Origin of the sequence: Brevibacillus choshinensis (assembly GCF_001420695.1) — a bacterium.
GTDB classification, from domain to species: domain Bacteria; phylum Bacillota; class Bacilli; order Brevibacillales; family Brevibacillaceae; genus Brevibacillus; species Brevibacillus choshinensis.
Genome location: NZ_LJJB01000007.1, coordinates 167,890 through 188,327, shown reverse-complemented (window position 1 = coordinate 188,327; position 20,438 = coordinate 167,890). Strand labels below are relative to the sequence as shown.

The window sequence follows — 20,438 nt, the reverse complement described above, 5'->3', positions numbered from 1 at the left end:
CCTGTCACTGTGCAGCCAGTATGGATTCACATCCACGATGACGGTGTTGTCCTCTCCTCTTGCTTTTATAGGGATTACAAGCGAATTGGATTGAAAAAGGGAAGAGGCCTCGAAACGATTGCTTTGCTTTTCTCCGTTTTTCGGATAGCCTTGCAGATCAGGAGGCTCTTAGCCGTCTGTTCTCACAGCCCTGTCGAACAGATTCACGAGCTCAGAACTGTATGAGTCCAGAGCGACATCCTCTTTCAATTTTCCGTTGAATAGATACTCGTCAATCGCACCACGAATTGCGCTAGCCATCACCATGACATTAAACGTGCAGAACTCTCCATTCGCTTGTCCCTCAAGCAATATCTGTTTCAGCTCGCTGCTGAGGGGTTCATCTTCATCGTCGCTCAGCTTGTAATAGGGTACATTATCAGGCGTTCGGGCATGAAATACGATCTCAATCAATGCCGTGTTGTACGTGGGCCGATTGCCCTGGTAAGCAATGCTGGCCTCTATGTAGGCTCGCAGCTTTTCGCTGGAAGTTGACACCTCTTGAATTCGGTTCCATACATAGGAGGCCACATCGGTTATCAGCCGAACTAGCGTGTAGTCCATCAGGTCGTTCTTGTCTTTGAAATGGTACGAAATTAACGCCGTGCTGATTCCAGCTCTTTTGGCGATTTGTGCCAAACTGGCGTTGATGTAGCCTATTTCATCTAGCGTAGCGATCGTCGCTTCGACGATTTGGTTGCGTCTCGCCTCGGCAATGAATGACTGTTTTTCACTCGCCTTCTTTTTATCACTCATCGTTTCACCCCCTCTGTTCCATTTGCTACTTGTCTCCAGTATTGAAGCATTCCTTTATTCCGGATAACAATGCCAATTCTACTTGCTTCCCGGTACATTTCTTTGGCAGCTTCTGCATCTTTTTTTTGCAATGCTTGCTCGCGAGCTTTTAAAAGCGCATTTACTGCTGGCGGTAATTCTGGAGTCTCCGGTACCCATAGACGGTAATCACCGTCATACGGATCTCCTGTAGGTAACCAGGGATAATCGTGTTTGACAAAGGCACGAGCCACATCTGCAGGCGCTGATTCATACGTTTCACGCGCGAGCTCATTTCCTGTACTTCCGAGAAGGACGACCTTCTTACCGTCGATAAATGCTGAAGCAACATCGACACGTGAAATATTTTGAACCGTTCCTTTTATTTTCAGGCTTACTTTATCATCGGAAACAGTGATTACCAGGCTGTCTTTCATTACTTCTACGCTTAACCAAATACCCGCGATCAATCCCAATATTGTTGTCACGAATACAACCCAATTCTCATGAAAATGGGCGATCAACTCCAGGGGTCCTTGAAAGGGGATCCAAGGAAGTTGAATGGCCCATTTTGCAATGGACGGTATGAAATAACCAAGGATGAGCCCTAGAGCTGGCGGGACTATTAGCACGAGAATGTGCACGATCTGCGTGAACCCAACAACTGTGACAGGGTTATCGTTCAGGTGAGCATTTGATTTGGACATGGACATTAACTCCTTTATTCATTATCCTGATCTTCCTACATTTCCGTAATCCCCTGTTGCTTTAAACAACAGCTGACCATTCATTCATTTTTCTGATCGATTAATCAAATTATATGCATGACGATTCTCCGTGTCAACTTCCATAGCCATCTATCATGCTGGCTGGTACGATCACAATCATCCTGAAAATGTAAAAACGCAACCTTTCCTAGAGGTTGCGTTACTTTGTTGGGCTGATTCATTTCCACTCTATTCGACTATTCCCCAGCCAGAGTCGATCCTGTCTCAATCAACGTCTTCATTCCGGACAATACGACTGGCAACCCCGCTTCCAATACACGAGACGTATTCGGTGCGTCCTCGAAATCATCATGCACGACTGTCACGAGGGTCACACCGGAGAACTCGACATGCGGTTCAATTTCCCATGTCAAACGCGAAGGCTGCTCTCCCGCTGTCTCAGCCATCGAAAGCAGCTGCCAGGTCATGACCAGCCTGCGCGGCGGCTCTACCACGAGAAGCTCCCCTCTTGCTTGCACCTTCCCCTCTGGATTCCAGATCTCATAAGGGCGTCCTGCTTTCCATTCTGCACGTATGGCACCGTTGTACCAATACTTGGAGGTCATCGACGGATCGGTCAAGGCGCTCCAGATTTGTTCAGGAGTCGATTTAATCGCAATGCGGTTTACATGACGAGGTTTTTGTCCCATGGCTGGTGCACTCTCCAATTCCGTTTTTAACAACGTTAACCCGGATATCCACGGCTCGGTGAATTTGCTCACCCACCTATCGTAGATCTCGCGAATGGATACCGGATTCAGATAATGAAGCTTCTCTCTGCCTACCTTCCGAGTCGTCAGAAGTCCTGCTTCCTCCAGAACATGCAGATGCTTCATGACACCGAAACGAGACATCTGCAGGTGGTTACACAGATCACTCAAAGTACGGCCATCCGAGGCGTATAGCAGATCCAGCAGTGTGCGCCGACTCGGATCGGCCAACGCTTTAAAAATATCGTTCTCGTCCTCCATCGGAAATGCCTCCATCTATTCCAAGTTGGTGAAAACCAAAAAATTCCTCGTTTATGATTGACACGTTACCATAAAGTCACATATATTAAAAGTGACCTTTTAGTCACGTGTTATTCCTAACTGATTGTTTGTCTGCCGGCGACAAACAACCAAAATTCGTCATATACAGGAGGATGCAGGAAATGAAGAGAGAAGAGTTAAGTTCTAAAGCCCGAAAGCTTACGTACTCCCTCGCTGTGCTCAATGCGGTCGTGATCGGCCTTTCCTTTCTGCTAGTCAAAATGACCTTACAGTACGCGGCTCCACTCGACACCTTGACGTACCGTTTTGCCGCAGCCTTTGTCATTATGATCTTCCCGGTGGGATTTCGCCTTGTCAAACTCCATTACCGCGGAAAGCGGCTACATCTATTGCTGCTATTGGCATCTTTTTATCCAGTCGGGTACTTTATGCTTCAAACCTGCGGGTTACAATACGCGACTTCCGCGGAAGGCGGCATCATTAGCGCTTTCACACCAGTCGCCACGATGACGCTTGCCTCCCTCTTTTTGAAAGAGGCCATTACCCTTTTGCAAAAGCTCTTCATACTTCTGTCTACAGCAGGTGTTTCGTTCATCTTTGTAATGAAAGGCAGCAGCCTTGATTTGTCACAAACAACGGGTATCGTACTGCTCATCCTCGCTTGCTTGGTCTTTGCCGGGTACAGCGTTCTGGCACGTGTAGTCACACGCGAATTCAGTCCCACGGAAATCAGTTGTTTCATGGTAGGGACTGCTTTCCTCTCCCTGCTGGTTTATTCGCTTACCACACATTCCATCTCGGGCACGGTCGATGCGTTCTTCGCTCCGCTCGCTAACGGCACATTTCTTGCTTTGATTTTCTGCCTCGGCGCTATCCAGCTCGTAACTGCTTTACTGGCCAATTACATCCTCTCCAAAATAGAAGCTTCCAAAATGAGCGTATTCGCTAACTTGTCCACGGTTGTCTCTATTGCAGCGGGAGCCATCTTTTTGCAGGAAACCATCACCTGGTATCATCTTTTCGGCTCTGCCCTGATTATCGCAGGAGTGATCGGATCGAATGTATCCATGAACAAGATTCGTTCCCAGCCACGTATACAACCACAACGATTTGAATGAGGTGAAAAAGCAAATGATGACCCATACAGAAAGGAACGCTTACTTAAAAAGACTGGGGATCACAGACATTCAGCCCCCCAGCCTTGCCTATCTTTTCGAAATCCATAAAGCTCACGTACAATTCATTCCCTGGCAAACCATCGATATCGTTGCCGGCAAACCTGTCCCAATTGATACAAAAAAATCCGGCAACCTGATAATCAGCGGTAGAAGTGGTTATTGCTTTCACTTGAATGGAGCTTTTGGCGAACTTCTGCGTTCGCTTGGCTACAAGGTCTCCTGGCATAGAGCCGGCGTACAACCGATGGGGCAAGAGCCTCGGATCAATTCCTTTCACCTCGGCTTAACTGTCAGCCTGACTAACGAGCAGGAAGAGGATCAACGCTGGATCGTCGATGCAGGATTAGGGGATATGCCCTATGAGCCGCTACCGCTTCAAATGGGCTCGTACGAACAAGGTCCTTTTCACTATCAGGTCACACCTTCCAGTGTCGCACAGAACGGGTGGCGACTCGTACACGATCCTCACGCTTCCTTCGTCGGGGTGGATTTCGCTCCTGAGGTTGTGGAGAATCTGGCGGAGTTCGTGCCCAAACATGAATTTTATAGCCGATCCGCAGATTCGCCTTGGATCAATCTGTTTCTGGTTCGAAACAGACATGCAACAGGGAGCAATGAAATCAGGGGGTGCATCTGGAGTAAACGGGAAGGCATCACCACCGAAAAAACGGAGCTCCGCACAAAATCACAGTGGCTCGAAGTACTGGGAGATGTGTTTCAGGAGCATTTGGTTACCTACAGCAAGGAAGAACAGGACGATTTATGGAAGAGAGTTCAACATCTTCACGAAGAATGGAAAAAAGCAAAAGGTGCGTAAATTGACATACGGAAGGCCCCAGGGAATCGCTCCTCTGGGGCTTTCCATCCAAGCTTTATTGGAGCTGCTTCTTATCGCGTTTCCCCAAATGTGTATAGGAAATTCGGTCAACGAAGACGATTTCTTTCGGCAATTGGTACCTGGCTACTCGGGGACGCAGCCATTCCATTAACGTCTCTGTCGTAAGCTCAGCATGCTGAGCTGGTTGAACGACCGCTTTCAGCCTTTGTCCGAACGTTTCATCACGAATGCCAATCACAGCTACATCATCTACACAAGGGTGATGGATCAGGACTTGTTCGATCTCCATGGGATACACATTTTCACCAGCTGATACGATCATATCATCGGCTCTCCCACACAAAAAATAATACCCGTGACGATCCCGATAGCCCATATCGCCTGTCTCGATCCAGGGATGCTTTCTGCCTCGCATGGACCAACTATTTTTGATACAAAACTGGCCGACGACCCCCACTCCAACCTTTTTCTTTCTATCATCCAGCACTTGTAAGCGAGTCCTATTTATTTTTCTACCAATCGTATTTGCTGAGTATTTTAGATCTTGCGGTGTTGCAATGATATTCAAGCCCGCTTCCGAAGTACCATACAGATTGTACAAGACATCTCCTAATTTGCTGAGCACCTCAGCTACCAGCTTTGGATTGAGTTCTGCACCACCTGATGCCATACATACTAGCGACTTCAAGTCCTCGACACGATGCCTCAGCATTTTATGGATCATTAATGGGACGACGGTGACGACCTCGACTTTGTGCTTCCGTATCACGTCACAAGCTTTTGCAGCCTCAAAGCCAGATGTCAGGACGACTTTCTTTCCTAATGCGATAAATAAAAATAAGACCGCGATCCCATATCCATGATAAATAGGCGTCGCAATATAAGCCGTATGGTATTGGAGAAGCTGAAGCCTGGTAAGCATCGTGGAAAAGGGAGGTAAGTAATTGAATAAGGATGGCTTGTGCGCAACTTTTTTGGCCGTTCCTGTGGTCCCGCCTGTTAGTAGAATGATCCTGCTTGAAGACGTTCTGGGCAGCTTTTGATGCTCAGGAATGTATGTATGAGGTAAGTTGTTGATTGCGGGCAAGTGGTCATGGTAACTCAGCACTTTCCCTTTCGTAAACGACGATTGTTCGAGATAGGAAGCCAGCTCTGTATCATAGATAAATAAGTCTATCTCATAGGTATCCTGCAATTGATTGAACTGCTTTATGCCCATTTCCGTATTGAACAAATACAGATCTGCCCCTGCAAGGGAAACAGCAAAAATAGATTTCACCAAGGAAGCATGGTTCTTACATAATAAACCGACCTTCTGTCCGCTGCGAAGCCGGTATTTTTGCTGCAAAATGATAGATAGCCTCTCGGATTGGGACAAAAGCTGTTGATAGGTTACGGCTTCTTTTTCATCCACTATTGCAATTTTATGACCATCCGTTTTCTCTGTCAGCTTTATGAGCATCATCACATTGATCCCATATCGGAAGATCGCAGCGATTACCCTATACAACCCCCACGGGGAAAGAATGCGCATCTTGTATAGGACTTCTATTAGATAAACGATCTTGAACATCATTTCCCCCTCTTTCGCAGTATCCCTGGAGCCTTCCATTCCCAAAGTCCTCTACCAAAAATAGATGCCAGCTGTCCAAAAATCAACCACCATGGCATGATCGTTTTCCGTTTTGTATACATGGATTTGGCGATGATTTGAGCTACGTGGTACGCGCTCATGGCGGGCATGTTTTGATAGGCTGCTGTTGGCACGATCATCGGTGTTTTCACTAAGGGAAGATAAATCGAGGTTGTCGAGATCCCTATCCCATTCAATTCGGGAGCGACAGATCGAAACCACGTATCAAATGCTGATTTAGAGGCCTGATACGCAGCCCAATACGGGAGAGGTAGTAACGAAGTGTTTATGGTAGATACATTGATGATCTGTCCTTGATTTTGTTTGAGCAAAGGAATGACGGACATGAGCAATTGGACAGGAGCAAAATAATTGATCGCCATCGTTCGCGTGAAGTCGTGATAGCGGGGTAAGGAGTCCCATATCGAGCGTCTAATCGATAGGCCAGCGTTGTTTACCACGACATCCACCCCACCAGGTTGTTGATGAAGAAAGGTCAAGAAATCCTCCATCTCATCCGCTTCTCGTAGATCTGCCCGAAAAACACTTACTGTGGCAGATCCCTTTTCGATTTCCTGCTTCATGGCTACCAGCTTTTCCCCTCTTCTGGCTACGAGGATCAAGTGAACGGGCAGGTGACCCAGTAGATAAGCTAGCTGCTCACCAATCCCGGAGCTCGCGCCTGTAATCAGGATCGTCTTGCCTTGCAACGAGTTGGTAAGTTTGTGATGGTCCACATGAGTGGGCAAAAAGAGTAATCGTTCCCAAATGTTATAGGTATGCATCATCACCCGTGCTTCCCCCCTGATCTTCCTTGTCATGGTTCCTCTTCACAAGTAGACCCATTCCATCTGAGTTACAACCGGGGGAAGATCCACCTTCATAGGTATTTTACTTGCTTCTACTCTTTTTGGACAAACACTCTTTTTTATAGGTTGACCTTTTTCACCGGCATTGCTTTAGCCTTTCCAATGGTATTCATACCTACGACTCCAATCAAAATCAATATTCCCCCGATCCAAGTGTGCATCGTTGGAATTTCGGATAGCCATATCCATGCAATACCCAAAGTCAACAACGGAACGAGGAAAAGAAAGCTCGATACTGTAGATGCTTGCACTTTTGATAGAGCAAAAGACCATGATAAGTAAGCGAGCGCACCTGGAAAAACACCTAAATAGATGACAATCAGTGTCTTGGCAAAGGGCGTATTTAGAAGGCCATCAAAAAATTGTGGGGAGAAAGGGATCATAAATACGGTTCCCGCTATTATTGCATAGGTTGTTACCTCAACAGGGCTATATTTTTGCAGCAATGGTTTTTGTAAGACAAAATAAGTTGCTTGAGACAGCGCCGCAATCAAAAGCAGCAGCACTCCTCCGCTGATCTGCAAGCTTTGAAGATCGTCCAGTGAGATGATAGCAACCCCGATAAAGCTCAGGAAAATAGCTCCCCATCCCCAAAATCTCAGTCTCTCCTTCAAAATGAATACGGCTAGTATGGATGTAAATATAGGCACCGTATTAACAACAAAACTCGCTACTCCTGCTGTAACACCTAACTCTCCAAAATTCAAAGCCAAGTTATACACGGTAATCCCGACAAAGCCTGTCAGCATGATTCTAGGCAAATCCTTCTTGTCAGGAAGTCGGTGTTTTCCCTTATAGAAATAGAAAAGCAGAACAATAGAAGCTGTCGCGTATCTGAGCAATGACAAATGCGTCGGAGAGTACGCTTCGAGCCCTGCCCTTATTCCTACAAATGCGGAAGCCCATAAGAGCAGCGTTGTAGCAATTGCCGACATTATTATCCAAGTTTTGTTCATTACCATCCTGCTCCCTCGTATCGCAGATTCATGTGATCGTGAATCGCTGCAGCGATGGTTCTAAGTATAGCTACGAGCTTTTGATTAGTAAAATTGATAGAAGAAATGGAAAAGATCGGTTTTTGTGATACGATAACAAAAAAACGATTAGGCAGGGAGCGAAATGGAATGGAGCTTCGGCATCTTGTTACTTTTAAAACCATATCCGATTTAGGCGGCTTTACAAAAGCAGCTGAGAATCTCGGATACGCTCAATCCACAGTAACTATGCACATTCAAGCACTCGAAGAAGAGGTTGGAGCCCCCTTATTTGACCGGTTGGGGAAAAAAGTCGTTTTGACTCAAACTGGCGAGCAATTCATGCCCTACGCAATTGAAATGCTAACCTTATACGCGAATGCAAAAAATTATTATATGGCAAGTCCTCACCCCAGCGGAACCTTAACAATTGCCGCTCCCGAATCGTTAACCGTGTATCGATTGCCGACAATCATAAAGGAATACGTTCATTTATACCCTCAAGTACAGCTCATTTTGAAACCCTCCTATTCCAATGCTGAGGCACTCAGACTCTTGCGTACTGGTGAATATGACATGGTTTTTATGTTGGAGAAAGAATGGACCGAGTCTGACTTGTTTGTAGAAAAGCTGATACAGGAACCTATGCTCTTGATAGCCCCTCCGCATTTCCAATCCTATCCATGGCCTCAACTGCTGGAAGCCATTTCAAATTCTACCTTTTTATCGACACAGCAAGGCTGTAGCTATCGGAAGCTCTTCGACTCCTATTTGCAAGAACAAGGTGTCTCACCAAAAACGTCTTTAGAGTTCTGGAGCATTGAGGCCATTAAACAAAGCGTGATGTGCGGATTGGGCTTTTCGATCTTGCCGTATTTTTCAGCCATTTCGGAAATGAACGAAAAAAAATTAGCAGGAGCTGTTTGGGAACAGGGAACAACGGTATTTACATCACTCGCCTTTCATAAGAGCAAGTGGCAATCCCCTGCTTTTAAAATGTTTCTAGAGCTTGTACGGAAGCACTCCTCTGTATGGGAAAAGCAGCAGTCGTAAATTCATTCTCAGCGCAACAACTCTAACTCAATCACTTTCAACAAATGTGATTGTTCTCATTACTTTCCGAATGACTCTCGGGAAAAAGTAAGCGGCAGGAAACGCGAACAAAAAGGCAATTCCCCATGATTTCAACCAGTTTAGGAATACAAAATGGCTAAATCCAAGGGTAATCAGCATCATGAAGAAAGAAATGAAGCAAGACATGCCAAAAGCCATTAAAAACGTAAACACGATGTTCTCATACTTTTTGTTGATCTTCAAAACAACCATCCTTTTCCAATTTGTAACGAATGCGAAACTTCCATCTAGAATAAATCGAGAAGCTTCCCCCACGGATAGAGGGAAGCTTCTCGTGACTTTGTCTGCTAGGACATTTTCACCAAGCTGTAATTTTTCTTTCCTTTGCGGATAATGATAAACCGTCCGCCAATGGCTAAGTCGGCTGTCACTTCGAGTCCCAGGTCGCTTACTCGCTCACCGTTCATGGAAATCGCGCCATTGTTAATATCCTCGCGCGCCTGACGCTTGGATGGCTCGATGCCCAGATCAACAAGCCAGTCGACGATATTTTTCGATTCCTTCGTCGCTTCAAAAGTCGGCATCTCTTTAAAGCCTTGCTCGATCTCATCAGCCGTCAACGATTTAATGTCACCGGTGAACAAAGCAGCGGTAATGCGTTTGGCTTGATCCAGCATTTCCTCACCGTGTACGAATCTCGTCATTTCCTCAGCCAGCATTTTTTGCGCTTCGCGTTTATGTGGCTCGGTCTGTACCTTTTCAGCCAGCTCGTCAACTTGCTCTTTGGAGAGGAATGTAAAGTATTTCAAGTATTTCACGACATCGCGGTCATCGGTGTTCGCCCAGAACTGATAGAACTCGAATGGCGTTGTTTTGTTCGGATCCAGCCAGATCGCGCCTCCAGCTGTTTTCCCAAATTTCGTACCATCGGATTTTAACATCAGAGGAATCGTGAGTCCGAATGCTTTTGCCTCGTGTCCTTCTTTTTTCCGAATCAATTCCAGACCGCTCGTAATGTTACCCCATTGGTCTGAGCCGCCTACTTGCAGCTGTACGTCTTCATGCTGGTATAGATGCAGGTAGTCTAGCGACTGCAGGATTTGGTAGGAGAATTCGGTAAAGGAAATACCGCTGTCGAGTCTGCTCGCTACGACGTCTTTGGCCAGCATCGAATTGATACTGAAGTTTTTACCGTAATCCCGTAAAAATTCGATCACGTTGATTTTATGTGTCCAATCGTAATTGTTGACCATGCGGATTTGGTTATCGCCTTCAGTCACGAACAGCTTTTTCATTTGCGCGGTCAGTGCGTCCACATTCTCCTGGACTTGTTCGAGCGTTTGCAAGGATCGCTCTGATTGACGCCCGCTTGGATCGCCGATCGTACCCGTTGCGCCGCCAATCAGAATGACAGGACGATGGCCGGCGAGTTGGAAGCGTTTCAATACCATAAAAGGAATCAAGTGACCGATATGCATACTGTCGCCAGTCGGGTCTACGCCACAGTATACCGAAATCGCCTTTTGATTCGTCAATTCACGAAGACCTTCTGCATCCGTTTGTTGATTGATGGCATCGCGCCATTCAAGCTCGTCGATAATGTTCACAGCTATACACTCCCTCAATTCATAAATACCTATTAAAAAATAAAAAATCGCCCCTAGCCTAATGTAGACATAGGGACGATTGGATAACCGTGGTACCACCCAGATTGCACGAATGGACTCCGTGCTTTTTGCACGCCATTCATGCCACTCTCGGCGAGTTATCGTTCGCCATTCCGCTCAGCATTACCCGAGATACTCCAGAGTTGTAATTCGCTAGCTGAGTGTGTACCGGGTTCCATCACCCCCCGGCTTTCTAGAACAGGGACTAAGCTGCTACTGGGCTCTTTCAACGTATATCGCATATAAGATTAGAGATAGAATAATGAATTAAGACCTCAATGTCAACCCCAATTCACTTTCCTTCGTCCTACTTTAAATTGTGGCAAGCATCTCTCATGATCTCTGTTCCATAATTCTGATTCCTTTCCTACGAGTAGTAATAGCTACTAAAAACAGAAACCGATTCTGTAATTCATTCGTACTCTCTAATAAGATACAAAAATTTACAATTGATTCGAGGTGCAAGCAAACATGGAATCAATCTCTATCGTCCCATATCGTCCCGAACTGGCTGCAGCCGTCGCAGATATGTGGAACGCCAGCCGGGATAGCTGGGGAGGCGGAAACTCGATTACAACAGCGGAACAGATCCGACAGGAAGAAGCCAGCTCTGATTCTCTCGCCGTCTACTTGGCAGTGGAAGGTGAAACGGTAGTTGGCTATTGCAGCCTGGCAGAATACCGAGAAGATATCGGAGCTCTCTACATCCCACTCCTCAATGTACGGCCTGAATATCACGGAAAAAAAGTGGGCCGCCTATTGCTTGCACGCGTGCTAGAGCAAACGATCCAGCTCAGCTGGCCGCGACTTGATCTCTATACCTGGGCTGGAAACACAAAGGCGGTTCCGTTGTATAAGAAATTCGGCTTTTTCTGGGAAGACCGGGACGATTCCACTCACCTGATGAACATGATCCCCACGGTATTGCGGACAGAGGCAATCGCCCACTACTTTGAGGAAATTGACTGGTATCGGGACTCTACACGAGAGATTGAGATAGAGCCGGACGGTCGGAAAGAGAACGGCTTTGATTACTTCACCTACTCTTGGGCAAAAGAAGAAAAGAGCTTGCGCGTGGAGTTTGAGCGGCTCGGTCGAGGCATGCGCCTAATCGAGACAGTGGACTATTTGCTGTTGGCCGAAGTGGAAAAGCAAGAGCTAGTCTTTGGTCGGGAATACCAGATTCAGTACAGGATCGTCAACAAATCGGGCAGGCCGCTACACCTTTCCTTGAAGGGAGAATCTAGCGAAACGATCCGCTTTGATTATCAACAGGAGCTGGATGTCACGGGCGAAACCACGCTGTCAGCAAGCTTTTTTGTCGACGCAATCACAGAAGAGCAAAGCGTCTGGCGCACGCATCCTCGTGTCTGCACCCACCTCTTGATTAACGGCAAAGCCGCTCTTTTTCAAGTGGGGATCATCCCCAAGTTTCCCACTACCCTATCTATGCACGTGCCTGGTCTCACATATCCGGGACAGACAACGAAGCTTTATCTCGATATGGAGAACAACTTTTCAGAAGAGGCAGAATTTACGTTCGAGCTACCCTCACGTCCATTTCTCCACATGTACGAGCAGCGCCACACACTTCTGTTGCGTGGCAAAGAACGCATCTCACTCCCCCTCACCGCTGACTTGCTCGAACACGGCTTTTATTCCCTACATGTACAGGTAGAGGCCAAGCTCGCGGATGGCAGCTCTGTATCCTTTTCGAAAAAGATCGGGGCCGCCTTCACAGGACTGGGCGCCATGCTGTCAGGGGATACGGAACAAGCTTGGCAGGTTCACCATGGTCGCCATGCACTCTATTTGAATAAAGACGATAACGAGATCACCGTTGCCAGTGCTGCGGGTGGGGAGCCAACCTTTATCATCTATCCCAAGATCGGCAAACCGTATTCCAGCGAGTTTTCCAAAAAACGTGCCGAGCTAATCGAATTTATCATGGAAAAGGGAGCGATCGGTATCCGCGCCACTTATCGATCTGGTGCATTCCCTCAGATCGCGGTTATCGGAAAGACGCTCCTGTTTGGAGATGGTACCGTAGAGCACGAGTTGGAGCTGGAAAACCTCTCTGCTGACAACCTAGCAACCGAGCTCTGGATTACCCAAGGCTTTACTCCTGATTTTCAGCACCCCATCCTGCCGTACCAAGGCCGTTATGTCGAAACGTCCGCTTCCTACGGCAGTGATCTGGATTATTGGGACGGTGAGCAGATCAGCGAAAACTGGCTGTTTGCGCAGGGAGAAACGGATCCTTGGGGAATGTGCTGGCCTGAGGAGTATCGCATTGATTTTCAATCTTGGTACGTGAGTCTGGAAACCAGTCTCGGCATACTAGAGCCCCATAGCAAAAAAACATTTGGCCCCTTCTACATCATGCATGGAGGCTATACCGACTGGAAGGAGTTCCGTGCATTCGCCAGAAGAGAGGCAATGCCAGCGGACTTGTCCCTGACACCTCATCTGGCTTTGGTTGCCAACAAGCACAATCCGTTTGTCAGTAACGAGGAAATGAGCGTGCAGGTGAAGGAATACAAGCAGCAGTATCTGGAGGGAGAATTGACTGCGTCCACAACGAGCGTGTCTACTGCTGGACAGACACTCCACTACTCAGAGGATGCAGAACAGACGGAATCTAGCTTTTCCTTTACTACCCCAAGAAGTCTATATGAACTCGTACAGGTAGACGGACGATTTGCCACGCATGAGGCTCACTTGCGCAGCGCGATTTTCCCGATTGGACAAGGCAAGGTTTCTCTGAATCAAACAGAGGAAGAGGGACAGCAAGTCTATATCGCCGACAACGGTCTATTGCGGATCAAAGCAGCTCCCTATTTCTATCCGACGCTCTATTCGCTCTCCAGCAATGGTCAGGAGTGGCTGGACAGCTCTTTCCCTGAGCGGCAGCCCAAATCATGGTGGAATCCGTGGACAGGCGGGATCGGTAACCACGTGGCTGAACTGAGCGCATTTTCATTGGTTAAGGAAGAGCGAACAGCCTCCTTTGTCGAGCTGGTAGACAGCCGGCAAAACGTCTGGCAAGGGATCAAGCTAAGCTATGATGTAAAAAAACAGGAAAAGTATCGCGGTCTGACGTGCCATCAGTATTACTTGCTTTTGCCAGGAGTCCCTATCCTCTGCCATACGGTTGAGATCTCCCAAAATACCGGAACGTATTTTGCTGACAAGAGCTGGTCGACTGACATCTTTTTGCATTCAGGAGATGCCGACGAAGAAGTTTGGCTGAAAACCGTCGGAGCGAACGGCGAGGAACTGAGCTACAAGCTGGCACAGGGAGAGTTGTCCGTTCTCGAAGCCTCTGATTACCTTGTCGGCTCAGCTTCTCGGAAGGATCAGATGCAGATCGTTACGGACTTGGACACAGCAGATCTGCAAGTCTACTCCAACAAGGAAGTGGCTGTCGCCTCTGTCGTACGCGAGCTGAATCTGCCAAGCAACAGTGTCACCTTTACCCCACCCGTCTTTTTCCTGTTTGCTGACAGGATGATTCCGTCTGATTCCTTGTCTGCCTTACGGGCCATACGCTTTGCCAACCAAAGGGGGCTACCGGATGAAAATCATTGATGCGCATATGCATTTATCTCACATCGAAGAGTTCAAGCGGACTGCGGCAGAAAAATCATTTGTCGACTACTCGGTCACTGGCATCTTGCAGGAATATGCAGAAAACGGCGTGGTACTCGGGATCGGCATGGGCTTGACGGAGACACAGCAGGACGGGTTTCCCGATGCGGAGGCGGTCACTCCGATGGGACTCGATCTGATAGAGGAACTCCCCTCGCAGATTGTCTATTGCCTGGGAATCAATCCGTTCAAGCTGGATGAAGCTGCGGTAGCACGAATGGAGGTAGACCTGCAAAAGCCCAACGTGGTCGGATTAAAAATCTATCTGGGCTACTATCCCTTCTATGCCTACGATAGCGTCTACGATCCGGTCTATGCGCTGGCTGCCAAGTACCAGGTGCCTGTTGTTTTCCATTCCGGCGATACGTATTCAGAGCGAGGGCTGTTAAAGTACTCCCATCCCCTCACACTGGACGAAGTGGCAGTGAAGCATCGGGAGGTCAGCTTCATGATGGCCCATTTTGGCGATCCGTGGGTGCTCGATGGAGCGGAGGTCGTTTATAAAAACCGCAACATGTTTGCTGATCTCTCTGGCCTGATGGTAGGAGACGCAGCCAATTGTCAGCGGCTAAAGGACTCCCCCCTCTTCTTCGCCCATCTGCGCCACGCGATTACCTATTGCGATCACTATGACAAGTTTTTGTTTGGAACCGACTGGCCGCTTGCTCCCGTGAAGCCGTATCTCCAGTTCGTCCAAGAGCTGATACCAGCGGAGTATCACGAGGATGTGTTTTACAAGACGGCATTGAAAGTGTTTCCGAAGATCAAGCCGTTGGTAGAATAGACGCCTACAGCTGTAAATCCCATGTCCTATCACGTTCAACGTATAGCGATACATGGGATTTTTTGTATGAACCCTCTTCCAGTAATCCCCTCGCAATTGTTCAATAAAATTCCCATAATTACGACAAAAAACGACAATTTTCATAGTATGATTGAATATACAAGTTTGCTTATGTATTACCAAAATATCACACCCATGAGCCGAAGTTTCCTTGTCATTTACAGGGCAAGCCAAGGTTTCTACTATAACAGGGGAGGACAAGTTTCCTTGAAGAAAAAAATTGCCTGGGTTACAGACAGCACCGCATTTGTACCCGATCCGATCATGGATACGCACGACATCTTCGTTGTTCCGCTGGAGGTCATCTTTGAAGATGGCGCATATGAAGACGGCATTGATTTAACTCCTGAACAGCTTTATCACAAAATCGTTCAGGCCAATTCTACTCCCAAAACGTCGCAGCCTTCCGTCGGCAAATTTGTCTCTCTCTACGAGCGATTACAGGAAGAATACGATTGTGCGATCGCTGTCCATCTATCCTCCGATCTGAGCGGAACCTACAACGCGAGTGCTACTGCTGCCAAAATGGTAGACTTCCCGGTCGAACTGGTAGATTCCAAGCTGATGTCCTATCCGATTACCTCGATTATCTTGGAAGGAATCGAGCTGGCCGAGCAGGGAAAAGACTATCAGGAGATCGCACTATCCCTGCGTGAGGAATACAAAAAGTATGAGAACTATATCCTGGTCGGTAGCCTCGACCAGTTTTACAAGGGCGGCCGAGTGAGTGGCCTGCAATATTTTATTGGCAATCTCCTACAGATCAAGCCAATCTTTCAGATCAAGGACGGGCTGTTTGACGTCTATGAAAAGGTTCGTACCGAGGGCAAGGCGGTCAAGAGAATGCTAGAGCAACTAGATCGCGCCAAGCAGAGTTACTCCGTGAAGCATGTGCAGATTTTGCATGGCAATGTGCTAGAGAAAGCGCTTGAGTTGAAAGAGACGATTAAGAGCAAGTATTCCGATGTCGAGGTGTTGATTGGGCCCATTAGCTCTACGATTGGGGCGCATGCGGGGATGGGGACGTTGGCGCTGGCTTGGAGGAATGAGTAGTTAATAGAGACAAATCGCTCAGGGAAATCAACGCTTTCCTTGGGCGTTTTCCTTTTTTCCAGCATTTCCTCCTTTGAAATGCAGAAAACGCTCGGAATAATCCAAGCGTTTCAACGTCGTTTAATTGGTTGAGTACCTCGACACTCTCTTCCCATTTTTTCGCCACCTTACAGCGACCTAGCAAGACGAAAGCCGAGATCATCAATTCGAAACGTAGGGTGACTGCGACGGCGGCATGTTGCTCCACAGCCCCTAGCCTCTTCGGCCCAGCTACCACCGCGGAAAACTCTGTAGGAGCCGTATACTTTTACATCGTATAGATCCCAGCACCACTCCCAGACATTCCCTAACATATCGTAGAGCCCCCACGCATTCGGCAGCTTATTACCTACTTCATGTACCATGCCCTCAGAGTTTTCCTGATACCAAGCTATCTCATCGAGCTCGCCGTACCGATAACCACCCGTTCCCGCTTTACACGCATACTGCCATTCCGCTTCTGTAGGAAGACGATAGCCGTCCGCTCCCCAGTCACAGACGACACTCTCGCCATCATCACTTATCGAGTAACATTCCTGCAGGCCTGATTGCTGAGAGAGCAAATTACAAAACGAGATCGCATCATTCCACGAGACATTCACGACCGGTTCCTGAGGCTGGTCATTCGATTCAACTGTCTTTTGTAATACCGAGAAATATAACTCTCTCGTAACTGGAACGGGTGCTAGCAAAAAAGAATTCACCTGAGTCGTCCACGTAGCTTTTATCCGATCATCCCTTAATTCAATTTCACCCGCAGGAATTTTCACCATTGGATACTCAGCAGGAATATGTCGCGCGTTCAACACCTAGTTTCCTCCCGTTCCCACTTTTACTTCAACGTGCTTAACTTTTCAATCGCTTGTTGTTCGGTCGGCAAGAAAAAGATATCGTTTCCGTTGTTAGATTCATAGATGAAGGCTTTTAAGCTTTGACTTGCATACACCGAAAAATCTCCAACGATTGCAACCTTCACGCGATAATTGATGAACTTCTGCAAGATTTCCCCTGCCAGGCGTGTTTTCAAATCGAAAAAGCTTTCACTTAGTATGGATTTGTTTATAATGATGCGATCGCAGCCTGTTTCGTAATGTACGGTTGCCATAAGATCCAATGCTGACTGAACATCTCCGATTAAAATCTCGTTGCTGCTCACGACTGCAATATTTTCCCCGACTGCTTCTACCTTCGTAATTTTCATAATCATCCTCCTCATGAAACTATACTCAACTGTTGGTAAACCTACTTACATAATCCTCACAAATGTATCGGTTGTCATCGACATTTCTGGGCGGTATGTTCGCCACTCGAAAGAAGCTTAGACCCACTACCATCGCTAGCAGCCCATATGCTGCACTTTGCGAATCCTCTACAGACATTTGTCCTGTCCTTTTCCCGTAATCAAAAATCTTTGCTATGCCCTCAAGATCAGCCAAATAGCTTTTGGATACGACCTCCTGCAAGTTTGGATCCAAGACGGCTTTTGAGAAAAACTGTAGAAAGAGCCTTGCTTGATCTTCAAGCGGGATAACCATCTTTTCAATTCCATCCACCAGCGAAACATTAATCCTCTGCTCCGTGTCATCACGGTATGGAGGTAGGATATGTTTCAACGTAACGTCAATCATTTCCCGGGCTTTCATTATTGGGTCAATTTCTGATTCTATTTTGAGACCATAATAGGCCATAAACGACTTAAAGGCTTCGATCGTCAGATTATCCTTGTTTTTAAAATAATAAGTGACAACTCCCTTGGAGCAGTCCGCATACTCCGCAACCTTATCCAGCGTCATGCCATCAATCCCATGAGTGCTAATACAGGCTAACGTGGCGTTTATGACATCAGCTCGGCGCTTTGGTTCCATTCCTACTTTGGGCATTCTTTCACCTTATCCAATTTTTATTTATACCGAACGGTCGGAATAAATAAAGTGTATACAAGGACGTAGCCTGTTGTCAAATGTAATGGGGTATCACCCTGCTCACGATCCAAAACAGCAATCGTTCATCCTTCAAAGGCATAGGGCATCACTGCCGACTTATATGGAAGGAGCAATCGAAATGTGCCCCTCTGCTGATCCAAAAACACAAAAAACCACTTCCAAAGAAGTGGTTTGCTTAACAATTATGGTGGAGCATAGCGGGATCGAACCACTGACCGCTACACTGCCAATGTAGCGCTCTCCCGTAGTGGTTGGTTGCACTGCCCTAGACAACATTGAGGATAAAAGCAATATGTTAATCATTGATCTCACACGCTGGATTCCAGACCACTTCCCACAAATGGCCATCAGGATCTAGGAAATGGCTAGAGTATCCGCCCCAAAAGGTGTCATTCGCGGGTCCGTAATAACAGCCCCTGCCTTTAAGGCAAGCACCATTACATGCTCCACTTCATCTTTACTCCCTACATTGTGACCAATCGTAAATTCCGTAGAGCTTTGTGATGACAAAGGAACCTTTGGCTCATGGGCGAGATCTTTACGATTCCAGATGGCGAGCTCTATGCCTGCTTGAAATTCGAAAAAGGCAGCTGCGCCATGTTCAAATTCAATACCCGTCACACTTTACTAAAATTAAGCATGAAAAGGATTCTGCTAAATTAACCAGCATCCTAGGAGTGAACACATTTAGATATACATTGAGTTTAATTTTTGAATACTTATAACAAATTAGAAATAACATTTACTATTTGTTCGGCACGGTAGGTCGCTAATGCTGGATTCGAAGCATATGCAGCAAAGTTATGAATTAAAAAATCACTAATTCGTCCTACTAGAGCCGCAGCTGCAACTGTTCCAGCTTCACCGATTCGTGCCATGATTGTGCCTTCCAAATAACCGGCAACGGCATTAGCGGTTGTGAATGGAATTGCTCTCATAATACGTACAGCACTCCTCAAGGAATACCATGCAATACGTGCTCTTTGTTGTATGTGTACACCTGAAACATAACGGTAGGAAACCGGTTGTTGTCTAATTTCATTCTCCATTTGGGCAAAAATCTGGTACAAAGCGTTGTGCGCCTCTTCTTCTGTCGGTCTTTTTCCAGGTCCTTTGCCAGGTCCTTTGCCAGGTCCTTTACCAGGTCCCTGTTGTCCTGGATAATATAGATACGGATAGGGATCATAACCATAAGGTTGATAATACGGGGCATGAGGGTAATACCAACTATAAAAAGGAGAGGTAAACTGAGTATTCCGAAAAGATGAAGAAGGGTATGAGAATCCTATAGATCCTGACCCATAATCTTGCATATAATCGTCAGTTCTGTAAAACTCGTCGCTGAACGACTCTTCTTGGTTCATCCTGAAGATTCCTCCTCCAATTTTTATCTGCTTTCCATCAAGCACAGTGTTAAACTATGCACATAACTAGGAGGAGGCGCTTGCCCGCAAAAGAAATGGGTGTTTGTCTAATTTCGCTTTTTCCAGAGTAAAAGAGCCACAACGATAATTAGAGGATACAAAGTTACTCAACCAGTATGTCATCTAGTTGTATGACGGATCACTCGTAAAGTAGGATTACCGATAGCCCATTCATAAGCCATTTGGGTGCCATCCATAATCTATCGTAATCTCTTGACCTTCTTGAATATTTTCTAATGCCTGAAAATCGATGCACATGTCTTCTATCCTTGTGAAATAAGTAGCATTTGGATGATAGGAATGGTTATATAAGGAGCCGTACCCCAATGCAATCGCTGACTGGTTGCTTTCCCAGCTGAAAATGTAATTGATTAAGATAGTTTTTAAAATGTACATTAATTCATGATATGGAATCACGATAAGCGGAGAACGTTCAATGAGTTCCCCCTTTATAAAATCCTTTGCGGCAATCACTCCCCTTCCCTTTCCATTAATGTAGTCTATCCTGAGCATAACCGCACTCTCCCCAAATAAAATTCAATTCTACATATCATATTCATTTGATGTGGGGATTGTTTTCGTTCATGTAACAGGAAAGGGAATTTGATTTCATATCCATATTAAATAACGCCTCCTCAATCGTTTTTGGATTGAATAGGCGTAAATTTCTGCTAGTAAA

At 46.6% G+C, this 20,438-nt stretch carries 20 protein-coding genes and 1 pseudogene; 7 read left to right on the top strand and 14 right to left on the bottom strand.

The features are described from left to right. Positions 1–168 precede the first annotated feature (168 nt). The 3 genes from AN963_RS00885 to AN963_RS00875 all read right to left on the bottom strand — a co-directional run bounded on the left by AN963_RS00885 (position 169) and on the right by AN963_RS00875 (position 2,551). On the bottom strand, positions 169–795 hold the full coding sequence (locus AN963_RS00885) for a TetR/AcrR family transcriptional regulator (protein ID WP_055742683.1): 627 nt from the start codon (positions 793–795) through the stop codon (positions 169–171). Beyond that, a complete protein-coding gene (locus AN963_RS00880; protein ID WP_236707848.1) occupies positions 792–1,520 on the bottom strand; it encodes a YqeB family protein in 729 nt (242 codons plus the stop codon). The genes AN963_RS00885 and AN963_RS00880 overlap by 4 nt, the downstream gene beginning before the upstream one ends. A 257-nt stretch (positions 1,521–1,777) precedes the next feature. Then, complete coding sequence (locus AN963_RS00875) at positions 1,778–2,551, bottom strand: ArsR/SmtB family transcription factor (RefSeq protein WP_055742681.1); 774 nt, start codon at positions 2,549–2,551, stop codon at positions 1,778–1,780. A 182-nt stretch (positions 2,552–2,733) separates the two neighbouring features. On the opposite strand from AN963_RS00875, the gene AN963_RS00870 reads away from it, so the two are divergent. Further along, positions 2,734–3,690 (top strand): DMT family transporter, encoded by a 957-nt coding sequence (locus tag AN963_RS00870; protein ID WP_055742680.1) that lies wholly within the window; start codon positions 2,734–2,736, stop codon positions 3,688–3,690. 13 nt (positions 3,691–3,703) lie between these two features. Then, positions 3,704–4,567 (top strand): arylamine N-acetyltransferase family protein, encoded by an 864-nt coding sequence (locus AN963_RS00865; RefSeq protein ID WP_055742679.1) that lies wholly within the window; start codon positions 3,704–3,706, stop codon positions 4,565–4,567. A 55-nt stretch (positions 4,568–4,622) separates the two neighbouring features. Here AN963_RS00865 and AN963_RS00860 read toward each other — a convergent pair whose 3' ends face one another. From AN963_RS00860 to AN963_RS00850, 3 genes are all read right to left on the bottom strand, one after another. Further along, complete coding sequence (locus AN963_RS00860; RefSeq protein ID WP_236707847.1) at positions 4,623–6,164, bottom strand: AMP-binding protein; 1,542 nt, start codon at positions 6,162–6,164, stop codon at positions 4,623–4,625. Further along, positions 6,161–7,009 carry an SDR family NAD(P)-dependent oxidoreductase gene (locus AN963_RS00855; protein ID WP_236707922.1) on the bottom strand — a complete coding sequence of 283 codons (849 nt, stop codon included), beginning with the start codon at positions 7,007–7,009 and terminating at the stop codon, positions 6,161–6,163. The genes AN963_RS00860 and AN963_RS00855 overlap by 4 nt, the downstream gene beginning before the upstream one ends. 140 nt (positions 7,010–7,149) lie before the next feature. Next, a complete protein-coding gene (locus AN963_RS00850) occupies positions 7,150–8,046 on the bottom strand; it encodes a DMT family transporter (RefSeq protein WP_083496869.1) in 897 nt (298 codons plus the stop codon). Positions 8,047–8,214: 168 nt separating this feature from the next. Here AN963_RS00850 and AN963_RS00845 point away from each other — a divergent pair, with 168 nt between their 5' ends. After that, the gene (locus tag AN963_RS00845; protein ID WP_055742676.1) at positions 8,215–9,117 is read left to right on the top strand and encodes a LysR family transcriptional regulator; all 903 of its coding nucleotides are present in this window, start codon (positions 8,215–8,217) and stop codon (positions 9,115–9,117) included. A gap of 27 nt (positions 9,118–9,144) precedes the next feature. On the opposite strand, the gene AN963_RS00840 is transcribed toward AN963_RS00845, so the two are convergent. Together AN963_RS00840 and tyrS are read right to left on the bottom strand one after the other, a co-directional pair. Further along, positions 9,145–9,381 (bottom strand): DUF2798 domain-containing protein, encoded by a 237-nt coding sequence (locus tag AN963_RS00840; RefSeq protein WP_055742675.1) that lies wholly within the window; start codon positions 9,379–9,381, stop codon positions 9,145–9,147. Positions 9,382–9,485: 104 nt separating this feature from the next. Next, positions 9,486–10,745 carry a tyrosine--tRNA ligase gene (tyrS, locus tag AN963_RS00835; RefSeq protein WP_055742674.1) on the bottom strand — a complete coding sequence of 420 codons (1,260 nt, stop codon included), beginning with the start codon at positions 10,743–10,745 and terminating at the stop codon, positions 9,486–9,488. A 531-nt stretch (positions 10,746–11,276) separates the two neighbouring features. On the opposite strand from tyrS, the gene AN963_RS00830 reads away from it, so the two are divergent. From AN963_RS00830 to AN963_RS00820, 3 genes are all read left to right on the top strand, one after another. Further along, positions 11,277–14,396 (top strand): GNAT family N-acetyltransferase, encoded by a 3,120-nt coding sequence (locus AN963_RS00830; RefSeq protein WP_055742673.1) that lies wholly within the window; start codon positions 11,277–11,279, stop codon positions 14,394–14,396. Next, positions 14,383–15,240, top strand: coding sequence for an amidohydrolase family protein (locus AN963_RS00825; protein ID WP_055742672.1), 858 nt, complete (start codon positions 14,383–14,385; stop codon positions 15,238–15,240). Before AN963_RS00830 ends, AN963_RS00825 begins: the two co-directional genes overlap by 14 nt. A 267-nt stretch (positions 15,241–15,507) precedes the next feature. Next, the gene (locus AN963_RS00820) at positions 15,508–16,353 is read left to right on the top strand and encodes a DegV family protein (protein WP_055742671.1); all 846 of its coding nucleotides are present in this window, start codon (positions 15,508–15,510) and stop codon (positions 16,351–16,353) included. 167 nt (positions 16,354–16,520) lie between these two features. On the opposite strand, the gene AN963_RS00815 is transcribed toward AN963_RS00820, so the two are convergent. The 3 genes from AN963_RS00815 to AN963_RS00805 are packed head-to-tail and all read right to left on the bottom strand — an operon-like array spanning position 16,521 to position 18,272. Next, positions 16,521–17,165 carry a formylglycine-generating enzyme family protein gene (locus AN963_RS00815; protein WP_055744399.1) on the bottom strand — a complete coding sequence of 215 codons (645 nt, stop codon included), beginning with the start codon at positions 17,163–17,165 and terminating at the stop codon, positions 16,521–16,523. Positions 17,166–17,224: 59 nt separating this feature from the next. Next, positions 17,225–17,593 (bottom strand): DUF4180 domain-containing protein, encoded by a 369-nt coding sequence (locus AN963_RS00810; protein ID WP_055742670.1) that lies wholly within the window; start codon positions 17,591–17,593, stop codon positions 17,225–17,227. Between the two features lie 25 nt (positions 17,594–17,618). Next, positions 17,619–18,272, bottom strand: coding sequence for a TetR/AcrR family transcriptional regulator (locus AN963_RS00805; protein WP_055742669.1), 654 nt, complete (start codon positions 18,270–18,272; stop codon positions 17,619–17,621). 73 nt (positions 18,273–18,345) lie between these two features. Here AN963_RS00805 and AN963_RS30695 point away from each other — a divergent pair, with 73 nt between their 5' ends. After that, entirely contained in the window at positions 18,346–18,570 is a 225-nt protein-coding gene (locus AN963_RS30695) for a hypothetical protein (protein WP_152985591.1), read from the top strand. A gap of 60 nt (positions 18,571–18,630) precedes the next feature. Here the strand turns inward: AN963_RS30695 and AN963_RS00800 are convergent. The 3 genes and pseudogenes from AN963_RS00800 to AN963_RS00790 all read right to left on the bottom strand — a co-directional run bounded on the left by AN963_RS00800 (position 18,631) and on the right by AN963_RS00790 (position 20,272). Then, positions 18,631–18,956, bottom strand: a pseudogene (locus tag AN963_RS00800) (VOC family protein). A gap of 98 nt (positions 18,957–19,054) precedes the next feature. Next, the gene (locus tag AN963_RS00795) at positions 19,055–19,699 is read right to left on the bottom strand and encodes a hypothetical protein (RefSeq protein ID WP_055742668.1); all 645 of its coding nucleotides are present in this window, start codon (positions 19,697–19,699) and stop codon (positions 19,055–19,057) included. Positions 19,700–19,930: 231 nt separating this feature from the next. Further along, positions 19,931–20,272 (bottom strand): SET domain-containing protein, encoded by a 342-nt coding sequence (locus AN963_RS00790; protein ID WP_055742667.1) that lies wholly within the window; start codon positions 20,270–20,272, stop codon positions 19,931–19,933. Positions 20,273–20,438: the final 166 nt, after the last annotated feature.